Origin of the sequence: Rhodococcoides trifolii (genome assembly GCF_014635345.1) — a bacterium.
GTDB lineage: Bacteria > Actinomycetota > Actinomycetes > Mycobacteriales > Mycobacteriaceae > Rhodococcoides > Rhodococcoides trifolii.
This window is the reverse complement of record NZ_BMCU01000004.1, coordinates 183,850-198,390: the sequence shown is the minus strand read 5'-3', so window position 1 is coordinate 198,390 and position 14,541 is coordinate 183,850. Positions and strand designations below refer to the sequence as shown.

At 65.6% G+C, this 14,541-nt stretch carries 14 protein-coding genes; 6 read left to right on the top strand and 8 right to left on the bottom strand.

Annotation, left to right across the window (positions count from 1 at the left end; all coding sequences use genetic code 11):
• Positions 1–15: 15 nt before the first annotated feature.
• Positions 16–1,158, bottom strand: a complete 1,143-nt coding sequence (locus IEW02_RS18545; protein WP_442978704.1) for an alpha/beta hydrolase family protein — start codon at positions 1,156–1,158, stop codon at positions 16–18.
• A gap of 103 nt (positions 1,159–1,261) precedes the next feature.
• Here IEW02_RS18545 and IEW02_RS18540 point away from each other — a divergent pair, with 103 nt between their 5' ends.
• The 3 genes from IEW02_RS18540 (at position 1,262) to IEW02_RS18530 (ending at position 5,346) form a co-directional block, all read left to right on the top strand.
• The gene (locus IEW02_RS18540) at positions 1,262–2,791 is read left to right on the top strand and encodes an acyl-CoA synthetase (RefSeq protein ID WP_188546366.1); all 1,530 of its coding nucleotides are present in this window, start codon (positions 1,262–1,264) and stop codon (positions 2,789–2,791) included.
• Positions 2,792–2,929: 138 nt separating this feature from the next.
• Positions 2,930–4,333 (top strand): hemolysin family protein, encoded by a 1,404-nt coding sequence (locus IEW02_RS18535; protein ID WP_188546622.1) that lies wholly within the window; start codon positions 2,930–2,932, stop codon positions 4,331–4,333.
• Positions 4,330–5,346 (top strand): hemolysin family protein, encoded by a 1,017-nt coding sequence (locus tag IEW02_RS18530; protein ID WP_188546365.1) that lies wholly within the window; start codon positions 4,330–4,332, stop codon positions 5,344–5,346. The genes IEW02_RS18535 and IEW02_RS18530 overlap by 4 nt, the downstream gene beginning before the upstream one ends.
• Before the next feature lie 18 nt (positions 5,347–5,364).
• Here IEW02_RS18530 and IEW02_RS18525 read toward each other — a convergent pair whose 3' ends face one another.
• The 5 genes from IEW02_RS18525 to IEW02_RS18505 are packed head-to-tail and all read right to left on the bottom strand — an operon-like array spanning position 5,365 to position 9,933.
• Positions 5,365–6,639 carry a carboxylesterase family protein gene (locus tag IEW02_RS18525; RefSeq protein WP_188546364.1) on the bottom strand — a complete coding sequence of 425 codons (1,275 nt, stop codon included), beginning with the start codon at positions 6,637–6,639 and terminating at the stop codon, positions 5,365–5,367.
• Positions 6,640–6,657: 18 nt separating this feature from the next.
• Entirely contained in the window at positions 6,658–7,416 is a 759-nt protein-coding gene (locus tag IEW02_RS18520) for a 1-acyl-sn-glycerol-3-phosphate acyltransferase (protein ID WP_229746148.1), read from the bottom strand.
• Complete coding sequence (locus IEW02_RS18515) at positions 7,413–8,546, bottom strand: NAD(P)/FAD-dependent oxidoreductase (protein ID WP_188546363.1); 1,134 nt, start codon at positions 8,544–8,546, stop codon at positions 7,413–7,415. Before IEW02_RS18515 ends, IEW02_RS18520 begins: the two co-directional genes overlap by 4 nt.
• Positions 8,543–8,740, bottom strand: a complete 198-nt coding sequence (locus IEW02_RS18510) for a ferredoxin (RefSeq protein ID WP_188546362.1) — start codon at positions 8,738–8,740, stop codon at positions 8,543–8,545. Before IEW02_RS18510 ends, IEW02_RS18515 begins: the two co-directional genes overlap by 4 nt.
• On the bottom strand, positions 8,737–9,933 hold the full coding sequence (locus tag IEW02_RS18505) for a cytochrome P450 (protein ID WP_188546361.1): 1,197 nt from the start codon (positions 9,931–9,933) through the stop codon (positions 8,737–8,739). Before IEW02_RS18505 ends, IEW02_RS18510 begins: the two co-directional genes overlap by 4 nt.
• A 104-nt stretch (positions 9,934–10,037) precedes the next feature.
• Between IEW02_RS18505 and IEW02_RS18500 the strand changes: the two genes are divergently transcribed.
• Positions 10,038–10,697, top strand: coding sequence for a TetR/AcrR family transcriptional regulator (locus IEW02_RS18500; RefSeq protein WP_229746147.1), 660 nt, complete (start codon positions 10,038–10,040; stop codon positions 10,695–10,697).
• A gap of 6 nt (positions 10,698–10,703) precedes the next feature.
• On the opposite strand, the gene IEW02_RS18495 is transcribed toward IEW02_RS18500, so the two are convergent.
• A complete protein-coding gene (locus IEW02_RS18495; RefSeq protein ID WP_188546359.1) occupies positions 10,704–11,891 on the bottom strand; it encodes a lipase family protein in 1,188 nt (395 codons plus the stop codon).
• Between the two features lie 621 nt (positions 11,892–12,512).
• On the opposite strand from IEW02_RS18495, the gene IEW02_RS18490 reads away from it, so the two are divergent.
• Together IEW02_RS18490 and IEW02_RS18485 are read left to right on the top strand one after the other, a co-directional pair.
• Positions 12,513–13,100, top strand: coding sequence for a dihydrofolate reductase family protein (locus tag IEW02_RS18490; protein WP_188546358.1), 588 nt, complete (start codon positions 12,513–12,515; stop codon positions 13,098–13,100).
• A 26-nt stretch (positions 13,101–13,126) separates the two neighbouring features.
• On the top strand, positions 13,127–13,501 hold the full coding sequence (locus IEW02_RS18485) for a GAF domain-containing protein (RefSeq protein ID WP_188546357.1): 375 nt from the start codon (positions 13,127–13,129) through the stop codon (positions 13,499–13,501).
• Between the two features lie 19 nt (positions 13,502–13,520).
• Here the strand turns inward: IEW02_RS18485 and IEW02_RS18480 are convergent, their stop codons facing one another.
• Complete coding sequence (locus IEW02_RS18480; protein ID WP_188546356.1) at positions 13,521–14,501, bottom strand: hypothetical protein; 981 nt, start codon at positions 14,499–14,501, stop codon at positions 13,521–13,523.
• Between the last annotated feature and the right edge of the window lie 40 nt (positions 14,502–14,541).

The following is a 14,541-nucleotide window of genomic DNA, read 5'->3' as shown; positions in this document are numbered from 1 at the left end:
ACCCCCGAGAAGCGCCTACCCGAACAGGCTCTTCACGAACGGAACGGTGTCCGCCTGCGACCGCACGAACGTTCCGCTGTGGTCGGCGTCGTACGCCTCGAACGTCACCGGTTGACCATTGGCAGTCAGGCGCGCGACGTAGGCGCCGGTGGTGGGGAACGGAACGTCCGTGTCGAGCAATCCGTGCCCCATGAAGAACGGCTTGTCGAAACCCGACTCGGGCATGGCCATGTAGTCGTCGAGCACGCTCGTGAAGTCGGGGAGGCTGGTGACCGGCGCGGAGAAGAAGTCGCCGACCTTGGTTCCCTCGATCTGCTCCTCGAAATCGAACACGCACGTCGTCTCGGCCAATGCGGCGAACTTCTTGCCCGTCGGGGTCAGAATGCTGTCGACGCCGAGCTCCGGATGCGCGTATCGCAGCGCGGCGAGAATGTAGCTGACGTACGCGGTCAACCCGGCGGGGAGCGCGATCGGAGGCGTGTTGGGACCGCCTATCGAGACGAGTTTCTCGATGTAGGCGGGGGTTCCGGTGCCGACGGCGCCGCGGTAGTCGAGGTCCGGACCACCGAATTCGGTGGCGTAACGGGCGGTGTAGATCGCCGCGCCGGCGCCCTGGGACTGCCCGACGGTGACCCAGGAACGCGAGAGCGACGCGTCGTGGTTGCGACCGGCCTTGACCATGTCGACCACGTTGTGAGCGGTCGAGCGGCCGTCGAGGTAGGCCTGCAGGCCGGGGGTCCCGAGACCGGCGTAGTCGCTGGCGACGATGGCATATCCCTGCTTCAGCCAGTTCGCGAGGTACGGGAAGTCACGGGCCGGGTCGGCCGGTCCGACCTTCGACGGTGCACACGAGTCGTCGAGTCCGGAGGTGCCGTGCGCCCAGGAGATGACCGGCCAACCGCCGGCCGGGGCCGTACCGGGTGGGACGAACACGGTGCCGGTGCTGAGCGCCTTCTTCCCGAAGGTGTCCGTGGTGACGTAGGTCAGCAGTTCGGCCGTGGCGGCGCCGGGGATCCACAGGTCTCGGGGAAGGTCGCTCACCGAGACGACGTCCCCGACGTCGCCGGTCACCGCCGAGGCGGGCGACGCGAACAGTGCGGGGGTCAGCACCGCCGCCAGAACCAGTGCACACAACCGTCGGCGTAGGGCCACGGGGATCTCCTCGTACTCGCGAACCCGCCACTCGGTCGTGGCGCGGTACGACCGTACAACGATCGTGATTTCGGACCCACCGGCGCCGACCGCGAGGACACTGAGCGCCATGCACATCACGCAATCACTGCACAACGCGGCGCAGCGCGACCCGAACCGGCCGTCGACGATCTTCGGTAATCGGATGCGCACGGTCGGCGACACCATCGATCGCGTGGCGCGTATGGCGGGGGCATTGCGCGCTCTCGGGGTCGCTGGCGGGGATCGCGTCGGCATCTTCGCGTTGAACAGCGATCGCTATCACGAAGCGTTGATGGCCGTCCCCTGGGCGGGTGCGGCCGTCAATCCTGTGAACGTCCGGTGGAGCGCAGGGGAGGTCGCATACTCGCTTCGTGACTGCGGCACGACGATCATGCTGGTCGACGACGCGTTCGCGCCGGTGGTTTCGGAGCTGAAAAGGCAAGCCCCAGAGCTCGATACGGTGATTTTCTGTGGGGACGGACCGGTCCCCGACGGAATGCTGGACTACGAACAACTCGTCACCGAATCCGACCCGGCACCCGACGCCGGTCGCCGGGACGACGACCTCTACGGCGTGTTCTACACCGGTGGAACCACGGGACAGCCCAAAGGTGTGATGCTTTCCCACCGAGCGTGCCTGACCTCGGCCATGGGCAGCATGGTCACCACGGACATGCTGGGCCGAGGTGGGGTCCTGTTGCACGCAGCTCCCATGTTCCATCTCGCGGACATCGCCGCGTGGAACGTCGGAAACCTGACCGGCGCAACGCATGTGATGGTTCCGTCGTTCACGCCGGCAGGCGTGATCGACGCCATCGCGGCTCATCGTGTCACCGACGCTCTGCTGGTTCCGACGATGATTCAGATGCTGGTGGATTCCCCGCAGGCGGGCGGAGCGGATCTGTCGAGCATGCAGCACATCATGTACGGCGCATCGCCCATCTCCGAGACGGTCCTCGCCAAGGCGCGTGCGACGTTCACCGGGGCGCGATTCACCCAGGCTTACGGTATGACCGAATTAGCGCCGGTCGCAACGCTTCTCACGGCCGACGACCACTCCGATCCGTCGCTGGCCCGGTCGTGCGGCCGACCGGCTGTGCACTCGGAACTGCGAATCGTCGATCTCGACGACGTGGAGCTGCCCGCCGGCGACGTCGGCGAAATCGTCGTGCGCGGCGACCACGTCATGACGGGGTACTGGAACCGGACGGCCGAGACCGAGGCCGCGTTGCGCGGTGGCTGGATGCACACAGGCGACGCCGGGTACCTCGACCATCGCGGCTACGTCTTCCTCGTCGACCGCATCAAGGACATGATCATCACCGGTGGCGAGAACGTGTACTCGATCGAGGTGGAGAACGCCGTCGCCAAGCACCCGTCGGTAGCGCAGGTGGCCGTGGTCGGCGTTCCCGACGACCGGTGGGGCGAGCGAGTCCACGCCACCATCGTCCCCACGTCGGGAGCAGACCTCGAACTCGACGAACTCCGCGAGTTCTGCCGGGACCTCATCGCCAACTACAAGGTCCCCCGCAGCATCCATCTCGTGGACAGCCTGCCCATGTCCGGGGCGGGCAAGATCCTCAAACGAGATATCCGCAAGGCCCTCGCCGGTCAGTGACCGGACCATGCCGATTCGTTCGGTAGAATCGGGCGAAACACCCACCACAAACTGAGGACGAATGGACAGCGACAAACCCGGGCCGGTCACGGCTCCCCTTGCAACGACCATTGCAACCAGGGCGGTGACCGGCTCATGGTGAGCGCATTCCTCACCCTCCTGCTCGGCCTCGTCGTCGTCATCGGCATCACCGTCGGCACCGGATACTTCGTGGCGCAGGAATTCGCGTACATGAGTGTCGACCGGTCACGGCTCGAAGCCCGGTCGAAGGCCGGTGACGCCGTTGCCACCCGCACACTGTCGGTGACGCGGCGGACGTCGTTCATGTTGTCCGGTGCTCAGCTCGGCATCACGGTGACGGGTCTGCTCGTCGGCAACTTCGCCGAGCCACTCATCGGCGAATCGCTCGGCACCCTGCTCGGCGGCATCGGCATTCCCAGCGGACTCGGCCTGGCCGTCGGCGCGATCACCGCGTTGGTCGTGTCGACGTTCGTGCAGATGCTCTTCGGCGAACTGTTTCCGAAGAACTTCGCAATCGCCCGTCCCGAGCCGGTCGCGCGGTGGCTGTCGCTGTCCACGACGATCTACCTCAAGCTCTTCGGCTGGCTCATCCGCATCTTCGACGCGTCGTCGAACGCTCTGTTGAAGGCCCTGAAGATCGAGCCCGTGCACGACGTCGAGCACTCGGCCACTGCCCGCGACCTCGAGCACATCGTCGCCGAGAGCCGCGACACCGGCGACCTTCCGGAGGAGCTCTCGACCCTGCTGGACCGCATCCTCGATTTCCCCACGCGCACAGCGGGTCACGCGATGATTCCGCGATCCAAGGTAGCGACGGTCCGCGCAGATTCGACCGTCGCCGAAGTGCGGGCCTCGATGAGCGTCGAGCACTCTCGCTACCCCGTTCTCGAGGCCGACGACTCCATCGAAGGTGTGGTGCACCTGCGCGACGTGTTGGCGACCGACCTGCCCGACGACGCCCCCGTCTCGACGCTCTCGCGCGACGCCCTGGTGGTCCCCGAATCGCAGATGCTTCCGGACACCATGGGCGAGCTGCGGTCGTCGAAGAACCAATTGGCGTGTGTCATCGACGAATACGGTTCCTTCACCGGCGTCGTCACCATCGAAGACCTGGCCGAGGAGCTCGTCGGTGAGATCACCGACGAGCACGACGAGACCGGTGTCACCGAGCCCGCACAGGACGAGCACGGAGTATGGACGGTGGCCGGAGACGTGCACCTCGACGAGGTCGAACGAGCGATCGGCCACGATCTCCCCGAAGGCGACTATGAAACCATTGCCGGATTGGCCATCAGCGTGCACGGTGCCCTTCCCGATCCGGGCGACGTCCTCGAGGTCGACCTACCGATCGACCACGGTCACCTCGCGGTTCACGACGAGCCGGTCCAGCGATACCTCACCATCGTCGTTCGCGAGATCGACAACCATGTTCCGTCCGTCGTGACCCTCGAGATCGGCGAGCGTCAGCCGGACGACGCGAATCCCGTTCTCGCGGAATCCGAAAGCGAGCCGAGCCGATGAGCAACATCTGGGTCTTCCTGGTCGTCACGATCGGCCTGATCGCGCTCAGCGCGTTCTTCGTTGCCGTGGAGTTCGCGCTGCTCGCCGCCAAGCGGCACCGCCTCGAAGATGCCGCGGCCAGCAGCCGGTCTGCCCGCGCCGCACTGCGCAGTTCGACCGAACTGACCGTCCTGCTCGCCGGCTCCCAGCTCGGAATCACGTTGTGCACGTTGGCGCTCGGTGCGTTCACCAAGCCGACCGTGCACTACTGGCTACGCCCGCTGTTCGAGACGATCGGACTTCCGTACTGGGCATCCGACGTTCTCGGTTTCGTGTTGGCACTGATCATCGTGACCTTCCTGCATCTCGTGGTGGGGGAAATGGCCCCGAAGTCCTGGGCCATCGCGCATCCCGAGAAGTCGGCCACCATGCTGGCTCTGCCCATGCGCGCGTTCATGTTCTTCACACGCCCGATCTTGGTGTCGCTCAACTCGATGGCGAACTCGCTGCTCCGCAGAGCGGGAATCGAGCCGGCCGATCAGGTTGTCTCCGGGCAGAATCCGGACGACCTCGAGCAATTGGTTGCGCACTCCGTCAGCGTGGGCTCGCTGGACCGCGGCTACTCCGACCAGATCAGCAGCGCCTTGGAACTGCAGAAGCTCACGGTGGCGGATCTGGTGCGGGCCGACTCCGCGCCGACATCCGTGTCCGAATCGGCCACCGTGGCCGACGTCCGTGACGCCTCGCTCCGCACCGGGCATCTTCGGATACTGGTGCGCGGCCGGTCCGATGTCGTCGGCGTCGTCCACGTTCGAGACACTCTGGAAGCGGACAGCGGTCGTCCGGTCGATGAATTCGTCCGTCCCGCATTCGAATTGCAGTCGGCCACGCCGGTGTACGTCGCACTGACCGAGATGCGGGAGACGCGCAACCACCTCGCGGTGGTGCGTGACGACCGCGAGGTGGTGGGCGTGGTCACCATGTCCGACGTGCTCGTCCGGCTGTTGCCCAGCGCGGATCCGCTGCCTGCGTGACCCGGTGTCCGGAGTCGGTCAGAACGTCGACCGCTCCGGCACCTCCGCTACGCCATTGCGCGCGAACGCCGCCCAGGTCCTGCGCATACGTGCGGCAAGCGCGGCCGGCGGCATCTGACCGGCAAGCATCGGCGCGTCGGCCCACTGATCGCCGAAGAGCATCGGGAGCTCGATGCAATGGCAGGCGCCGAGGGGGCCTGCCTTCGGTGACCAGTCGACGCGGTACGTCGCGACACGGCCACCCGCTCGGCGCCACATGCTCACGACGTCGTCCACCCCGAACAGGAGCTTCGTGACCACCGCCACGGCGGGAGTCGCGAACAATCGGCTGACCGAACCGAACCTGTTCAGCCGCAACGTACTCAGGACGATGTCCACGAACGGCGCGGCGTCGTCCTTGGTGTGCCCGATCAGCAGCTCGACCCGTCGTGCGCTCGCAAGCAACGCCTCGTCGGGGTCGGACGAGAGCGGCACACGGCCGGCGACCGGACCGAAGGGCATTCCGCCCGCCGCGCCGAAGCGTCGGACCGCTCGGGTCACCGCCGATTCCGCGTCGAGAACGTCCGACGCCGGGGCCGCGACCGGATCGGTTCGAAAGTGTGCCGCGAACGCTGTTCGCGCCGTGTCGAACAGTGCAGCTCGACCGGACCGCAGGCCCAGGGGAGCGCTCTGCACGATCGCCCGACGGAACAGGCCGACGGCGTCCGGGCACGCGAGGAGCGACAGGACGGCGTCGCCGCCTGCGGACTGACCGAACACGGTCACGGTGTCGGGGTCACCGCCGAACAGTCCGATGTTCGCTGCCACCCACCGAAGTGCCTCGATCTGGTCCTGGACTCCGACGTTGCTGTCTCCCAGTCCATCCGGGGTCAGGTAGCCGAAACCACCGAGCCTGAAGCCGACACGCACCACCACCACGCCTTCTCCGGCGAGCAGATCGGCGTCGTACATCGGAGATTCACCGCTGCCGGACACGTAGCCGCCGCCGTGCAGCCACACCATCACCGGAAGAGCCTGCGCACGAACGGGAGCGGTCACGGACAGCACGAGACAGTCCTCACTCTGCTCGAGTCCGTCGACGATCGGTCCCGTCACGTTGTCGAGGCGGGAGGGTAGCTGGATGCACGCGGCGCCGCGGCGGGTGGCGTCTCGCGTTCGCCCGGCGGAGTCGATCGGTACGGGATCTCGGAACCGAGCTGCCGTTGCGTAAGGGACACCGCGTGCGTGAATCAATCCGTCGGCTTCGGTGACGACAAGATCCCCACTGGTCGTACCCGATATTGTCTGCGGCACCGCTCCCCCTTGCTGATGTCACCCGACGACGGGCCGTCGTCCACTGGTCAACGCCGTCATCTCGTCCTGCATCACGGCGTGCACTCGCTCCGCGAATTCCTCGGCGGTCTCGCCCTCGTGCGGGACCATCGTAGGCAGGATCGTGGTGACGAGCTTCGTCGGCAACGGGAGATACGGCAGGAGCCCGGCCAGACCGACGCTGAGTCCCCACGGCACCGAGACCGACACCGGAAGCGAATGCAGGCGCAGCAGTTTCTTCGCACCGATCAGTTCGGCGAGCCGTTTGCCGTTGCTCAGCACGTACAGCGACTCGCCTGCGCCGGCCGTGACGATCGGCACGATGGGGACACCCGCCTCCAACGCAAGTTGCGCGAAACCGCTTCTCCCCGAAAACAACACCTTGTTGCGGTCGGACCACGGCTTCATCGCGTCGATGTCGCCGCCCGGAAAGACCAACACGTGTTTACCGTCGCCGATGGCCTTCATCGCGGTGTCGTGCCCGGCGGGTCGCGCGTCGAATTCCTCGATGACCCGGCCGATTCCCAGCTTCCACGCCATGGCGTGCGTGAGGGTCACGACGTCACGGTCGTCGCCGAGTTCGTCGTACGCGGCAGCGACCGCCAGCAGGTTCAGGTCGACGATGCCGCCGAACCCGTGGTTGGCCACGAACAACACCGGGCCGCCCGGGAGCGCACCGCAGTTGCGGATCTCCAACCGGTTGTAGATGCGTGCGAACGCAACCCCGGCATCGACGAGCATCTTCGGCAACGGTCTCACGGCCGCGTCCCCTCCTCGGCTGCCATCCGTCGAAGCAATCCCACCGACTTCTTGATGCCGTACGTCACCAGAGTTCTTGGTCCGTCGGTGTGGGTCCACTCGAGCAGTGCCGAACCGTCGTCGACCGATCCCTCGAGCACGGTGGGCTCACCGATCAGCGGGAGCGGTCCGACCACCTTGACAGACAGGCCCAACACTTCGGTCCAGAAGTAGTCGTCCGACGGCGCAACCGTCGTCTCGACACCGAGGGCCGACGCCGCGGCCACCTTTCCCTGCGCTACGGCACTGGACCAGAAGGGCGTGCGGCCGGCCGAGCCCTGCAGATACGCAACGTCACCCGCCGCGTAGACATCCGGAACCGCTGTGGTGCAACGCTCGTCGATACCGATACCACGGTGGTCACCGACCGCGGTCCCGTCGAGCCACTCGGTCGTGGGTACCTCGCCCGCGCAGGTCACGACGACGTCCGCGTGGAGGTCACCGTCGGAGGTCCTGATGCCGTCGACCGGGTCGCCGATCAACTCGACTGGAGTGTCGACGCGCCGAATGTCGACGGCAGACGATCGCGCCCGACCTGTGATGGCCGTCGAGAGGAACGGCCCGAGCAGACGTTCCAGCGGGGCGTCGACGTCGACCACCGTGACCGGGATACCCCGAGCTGCACACACACTGGCGATCTCCATACCCAGGAAGCCTGCGCCGACGACGATCGCGGACCGAGCGGACTCCAGGCGCGAGTTCAGGGTGCGGGCGTCGGCGAGTGTGCGCAACACCAGTTCGCCGGTCCGCCCCGGTGATGCGATGCGTCGTGCGCCGGCCCCGGTGGCGATGATCAGGGCGTCGTAGCGCACTCGTCCACCGTCGTGAAGAATCACCTCGCGCGCATCGGTGTCGAGTGCGGTGGCGGGTCCGCGAACCGTGTCGACCTTCAGGTCGGTCAGATCCCAGGCGTCGCTCGTGTCCGTACCGGTTTTCAGCACATGCTTCGACAGGGGTGGGCGGGCGTAACACCCGTCCGCGTCGGCACCGACCATGGTGATGGTCCCGTGATGGCCCAGTGCGCGTAGCTCCCGCACCGCTGTGCATCCCGCGATGGAATCACCGACGACGACGATACCGTTGGTGCTCACAATGTTTCACGGAGCGCGGCCACCGGACAGGAGCCGACCGCGGAACGTGCGGAGGCCACCTGATCGTCCGGGATCTCCGCGTTCTCCAGTGGGTAGATCAGTTCACCTTCGTCGTCGAGGCTGAACACGTCCGGTGCCTGTTCGGCACACAGTCCGTGACCCTCGCAACGTTCCCAGTCGACTGCAACCTTCATTGTTCTTTCCCCTCTGCTGCAACCAATCTCAGTGGCAGCTGTTCGAAACGATGGATGATGTTGTTGATCGCTCGCGTCGGAGTGCCCGCGAGTTCGATGCGTTCCACACGGCGCGCCAGCACGGTCAGGATCGACTTCGCTTCCAGACGTGCCAGGCCTTGGCCGGCGCAACCGTGTGCGCCGGAACCGAATCCGAGTTGCTTCGCGGCGTCGCGAGTGATGTCGAAGGAGTCCGGGCGGTCCCATTCTCTCGGGTCCCGGTTGGCCGACGCGTAGATGACGAGCACACGGGTGCCGGCCGGAACGAACGTGCCGTCGATCTCCACGTCTGTCACCGCCCGCCGCGAGAACGCGCGGATGGGTGACTCGAAGCGCACCACCTCGTTGATCGCGTTGGGAATCAGAGCAGGGTTCTCGCGGACCGCGTGCCACTGGTCGGGGTGCGTCGCGAACAGATGCAGCGCACCCGAGATGGCACCGATGGTGGTGTCCAGAGACGGCCCCAGGTAATCGATCATCAGGGCAGGGCACTGCGACGGGGCAATCGTGTTGTCGTCGGCCGCTTTCAGTACGTCGTCCCCCATACTGCCCGGCAGGACGGATCGCTCGCGAACCACGCGTTTCGAATAGGCAAGCATTTCCGCGGCCGCTTTCGCTGCGGTGACGGACTGCCGGTTGATCGGGCCGAGGGAATCGAATGTCGCACCGGCCCAACGCAACAGATCGTCACGTCCGTCGACCGGCCACCCCACCAGGTCGGGCACGATGGACATCGGCAAGGCGGTGGCCACGTCGTCCACACCGTCCACCACCGTCCGTGCGAGCGCGCGTTCGACGACCTGTTCGGCCTTGTCCTCGACCGCCGAGGTCATCGTTCGTAGCGCCCTCGGTGTCAACCGGTGGGCGAGCACCGATCGCTTGAGTGCGTGGTCGTCGCCGTCGCTGTTCAAGGTGGTGCCGCGACCCAGTCGGTTCGCCACGGGGTTGAGCGCGACTCCGTGGCCCGAGACGAACGTGTCGTCGTCGAGCAGCACGGTCTTGCAGTCCGCATAACGCGACACCGCGTACGCGCGGTGACGGGGCAGCCACACCACCGGTCCCAGCTCCCGCAGTTCGGCGTAATGCGGGTATGGGTTCAGGATCGCGTCACGCGAGTAGATGTTCTCGCGGTACCGCGGCACTGTGCTCTTCATGGCGACGCACCTCTCAGTTGACGATATCGTCACCCATGATCGACCACGCAGTCAAGGTTTCTGATGAAATCGTCAGACATGCCGGCGAGCGGTACCCTGGGGCCGTGACGGAGGTCAACCGGTTGGAACGACGGAAGGCGCGCACTCGCGCCGCGCTGGTCACCGCGGCGCAGACATTCATCGCAGACGGCCGCGTCACCGCCCCGGTCCTCGAAATCACCCATGCGGCCGACGTCGGCATGGGCTCGTTCTACAACCACTTCGCCAGCAAGGAAGAGCTGTTCCAGGCGGCGGTGAACACCGCGCTCGACGACGTGGGCGACTACCTCGACAGCCTGACGGGCGACCTCCGCGACCCCGTCGAGATGTTCACCCAATCCTTCCGCCTGACCGGGCGTCTGTTCCGAGTGAAACCGGAGCTCACACGCGTTCTGCTCAACGCCGGGACGCGGTACGACACGTCCGGACGCGGGTTGGCGCCGCGCTGCCTGCGCGACATCCGGGCCGGCGCCGCACTCGGCAGGTTCGACGTCGACGACCCCGAACTGGCCCTGTCGCTGGTAGCCGGCGCCCTGCTTGCCATGGGGAGACTGCTGATGGAGCACCCCGAACGGGACGACGCGGTGGCGGTGGACCGGATGACAGCGGATCTCCTGCGCGGCCTCGGAATCCCGACCGACGAGGCTCGGGAGCTGGTCCGTCGGCCGCTACCGGACTCCTACCGCACCGATCTCGACGACGTGGTCGGGCGCGCAGCGCGATGAACGCCGTCAGAACCGGCCGCAGTTGTCGTACGGAACCGATCCCTGCAGCGCCTCGTCGATTGCGAGGAACTGGTCGGGCATCGCGGTGATGGCGCCGACGAGATGCTCCCCGAACGGTTCGCTGTAGGCGACGGACACGCCCTGGTCACACTGCAGGCGCGCGAAACGACGGACCGGCTCGGACGGTATCCAGAACTCCTGCGCACCGTTGAAGACGTAGAGCGGTACCGCCGACGGGCGCTGCGACAGTGCAGTCAGACTCGCGAACACCGTGCGGGCAAAGTCCGAGTCCATCGGTTTTCCGTCATTCGACAGTGCCGACGTCGGAATCAACGTGCCCACCAGACCCTCGCCGACGATGCAGAAGTCCTTGTACGGCGACGTTGCGATCTGCAGAGCAAGATTGTTCGCTTCCAGGAAGCCCTCGCGGTGCGACCTCATGAAACCCACCGTCGCACCGTGGAACACGCCGGAGGCCAGGTTGGCGGGACCATCCATGCTCGAGCCGAGCACTTCGTAGTCGATCGGGTTCCCGCCCATCACTGCGAGCTTGATGTTGCCCGCCAACTCGGGCGCGTAGGTGCCGACTTCCAACGCAGTGCCCCGCGTCGCGATCGCGCCACCGCTGTATCCGTTGATCACCATCGGGCTGTTGCGGAACGTCGGTTCCAACCGTTGCACAGCACGAACCGCGTCGAGCGTGATGCGCCCTGCCACAACAGGTTCGGCGTAGCTCATCCGTGGTCCTTCGTGGTCCGGGATGAGAACGGCGTAGTTGCGCAGCACTGCGGCTTGCGACGCCGGCGGAAGGAAGTCGGTCTGATTGGTTGCGAAGTTCACGCCCTTCCGGAGGGTGTATCCCGGTGTGCACGCCCGACCGAGTGCGTCGATCGGTTTCTCGTCCACCAACAGCGGCCGTGTTCCGGCACCGGTCCAGGAATTGTTCGGAAGTACCAAGGTTGCGGTGCCGAAGGAATTGTCGCCCGCCGAATCGGTGGTCTTGAACTTCACCTGTCGCACGCGAACCCCGCCCGGCGCAGGAAAGAATCCCTGACTCACCGCGGTGACGTCGTCGGGCGTTCCGATGATGTCACCGTTGCCGAGCGACGCCAGATCGGTGGGCCATTCGTCGAAGAATGCATCACCGACCGGAGACGGGAGCAGTTGCGCGTAGAGCTGGTCCGAAATCGACACACCACCATTGCCGTTCGAGGGTGCTTGCACGATCGGCGGGACAGGTCCCTGCATCGGCGGCGGATTCGGAGCCGGCACTATCGGGTTGAGGATGTCGCCGATCGACGGTAATTGCGGAAGCGGCTGCGCCACTGCATTTACCGGGCCCGTCGAAACAAGCACAAAGGCCGCGGACAGTACGAAAGCGGTATTCACGAGCGTCGTTGTTCGAGACATGATGCAGATCCTCTCGCGGGACGGAAGAGGATTTACGCTACGCATTCGTCTCGCGACAGTTGGGCATTATCTTCGATACTCAATTTGAGACACAGTCGGAGAAAAACCGAAATCGCTCTCAAGCAGGACGCCGTTCGAAGATGCTGCCGAACAATACTTTTCATCGCCCCTGGCAGCGCGAGAGTTCAGACCTACCGAATAATTTCGCCGGTGCAAAACATTCGGTGATACCGCTTCGGCGCGCGACCGATGTCGCTGCGTGCTCTACTTGGAACGCACATGCTCCGCCGCGCACAGCTCGCCGAGCCGCTCCACACTGCACTCACGGCCGACGATCCCACATATTCGGACCATGTCTCAGCGGCCGAGCCATTACCGTGATCGGGAGACCCGAAGGAGATCGAGATGGGACGAGTGATCGTGTCGGTGGCGCTCAGCGTCGACGGCTACACCGAAGGGCCTGGCGCGGACATGAGCGCCATGCCGCTGGACGAAAGCTTCAACGTGCACAACGCCGCGCTCATCCGCGGCGCCGGTCGACTGCTGTACGGCGGCAACACCTACCGGCAGATGGTCGGATACTGGCCGACCGTGCCCGACAACCCCGATGCCTCCGACGCGGAGCAGGAGATCGCCCGGCGGATGGCCGACGGTATGCCGGTCACCGTGGTCTCCGACTCACTGACCGAAGAGGACACGGGCCCCTGGCGCGAGCAGACGACGATCGTGCGCCGTACCGACGACCTAGCCGCCATTGCGGCGCTGCGTGCCGAGGACGGCGACACGGTTGTCTTCGGAAGTCGAACGCTTTGGAGCCGCTTGCTCGCCGAGGGTCTCGTCGACCAGCTCGTGCTGATGATCGGACCGAAATTGGTGGCCGGTGATACCCCGGCGTTCAGCGGTGTGCCTGCGACGGGCCTCACCTTGATCGACGTGACGCGCCATACCGACTCTCCCGCAGTGGTTCTGCGCTACCAGGTGGGTGAGCCCTGATCGACGAACTGGTGTATCGCGCGCCGATGATCGACGGTGCCGACCGAGCTGTGGTGCTCGGCGTGTGCGGTATGTCGGCAACGGACGAACGCTCCGTGCGCAGAGTCGACCGCTTCGAGCAGGTTGCCGACGGTTCGTTCGTCTGGACCCGAACGAGCAGCGGCGAGTTCTTTCTCGGTCGCATCTCCGGTCCGCTGTTCGAGGATCACGGCCTCGAGGCGCTTGCGTCGGAGCTGACGTACGCCCGCACGTGCCGATGGACCGCTGAGCCCGTGCCCGAGGCGGAAGTGCCACCGGCGACGTTGCGGACGTTCGCGCGTGGCGGGAGGAACTTTCAGCAGACTCACGACGACTCGGTGGGAGCGCAGTCGGCCGACGTGTGGCGCAGGCGGGGTCGGTGAAGACAGCTACGAGTCTGGCTCAGACTGGTTCTCGCGTCACGACCGGTCGAGTCGAAACCGGATACGACAGGGTCAAGCCGACGACCAGCGCAACAGCTGCAGCGACGGGCGGCGCCAGGTGCCACAGGTCGATGTATCCGACGATGAAATGAGTCCCGATAGCCGCGCTCAACGACACGACGCCGGCCAGGAAGATGGTTTGCCACAGCGCCTTCGACACTTCGACACTGGTTGAGTTCGACCACAGACAACCGAACGACAGCAGGCCTTGGATGACCACAGCAGCACCGAACCCGGCTCGATCGTGCGCGACGAGGGGCACCAGTCGATCGTTGAGGTGCTCGAGGTGGTCCGCGGATACCCCGAGAAACGTCAGGTCGGCCGGGACGAAAGTCTCCATCAGACCGATGCGAAAGATCTCGGTTCCCGCCGCGAACGTCCCTGCCGCGCCCAAGAGAAGACATACCCGCCCGATCCCGGCGCGCGTGCGAAAGTTCGGGCGTGCAACAGGTACCACAACGACCGCGAGAGAGCGAGGATGTTCCAGGGTTCGCCACGTCATGATCAGCCCGATGACGAACAGCGGCAACAAGAACAGAGTGATCGCAGCGTGCCAGGTGTCCAGGTAGCCGAAGCTGAGATAGCCGAGAAAGCTCGAGAATCCGAGCACTCCCGACAACGCGAGCAGCCACCATGCCCACGACTCCCGGCGTCGCAGTGGAAACAGTGCCAGATACCCGTACAACACCCCGATCCCGAAGACCGATCCGCCGAACGCCATCCGGTCGTGCAACATGAAGTGCACGACGTGGCAGTCGGCGATACCGCAGAGTTCGTCTGCGCTCATACCGAGGTACGCCAGATCGTGCGGTAGAAATTCTCCCGTCAACGAGAGAAACATCGCGAATCCGCCTGCCAGGGCCAGTATCCCGGCCGTTGCCATCAGCAGCGGAACCCCGTCACCGACAACACTTCGAGCCAACCCCCGCTGCTCGTTCATGGACGCAGACCCTACGCCGCGCCGTGAGCGAATGCTCTCC

Coding starts and splice junctions, on each gene's coding strand:
- IEW02_RS18510 (WP_188546362.1), bottom strand. CDS start 8,740: ATGAAGGTTGCAGTCGACTGGGAACGTTGCGAGGGTCACGGACTGTGT.
- IEW02_RS18540 (WP_188546366.1), top strand. CDS start 1,262: ATGCACATCACGCAATCACTGCACAACGCGGCGCAGCGCGACCCGAAC.
- IEW02_RS18505 (WP_188546361.1), bottom strand. CDS start 9,933: ATGAAGAGCACAGTGCCGCGGTACCGCGAGAACATCTACTCGCGTGAC.
- IEW02_RS18480 (WP_188546356.1), bottom strand. CDS start 14,501: ATGAACGAGCAGCGGGGGTTGGCTCGAAGTGTTGTCGGTGACGGGGTT.
- IEW02_RS18530 (WP_188546365.1), top strand. CDS start 4,330: ATGAGCAACATCTGGGTCTTCCTGGTCGTCACGATCGGCCTGATCGCG.
- IEW02_RS18490 (WP_188546358.1), top strand. CDS start 12,513: ATGGGACGAGTGATCGTGTCGGTGGCGCTCAGCGTCGACGGCTACACC.
- IEW02_RS18485 (WP_188546357.1), top strand. CDS start 13,127: ATGATCGACGGTGCCGACCGAGCTGTGGTGCTCGGCGTGTGCGGTATG.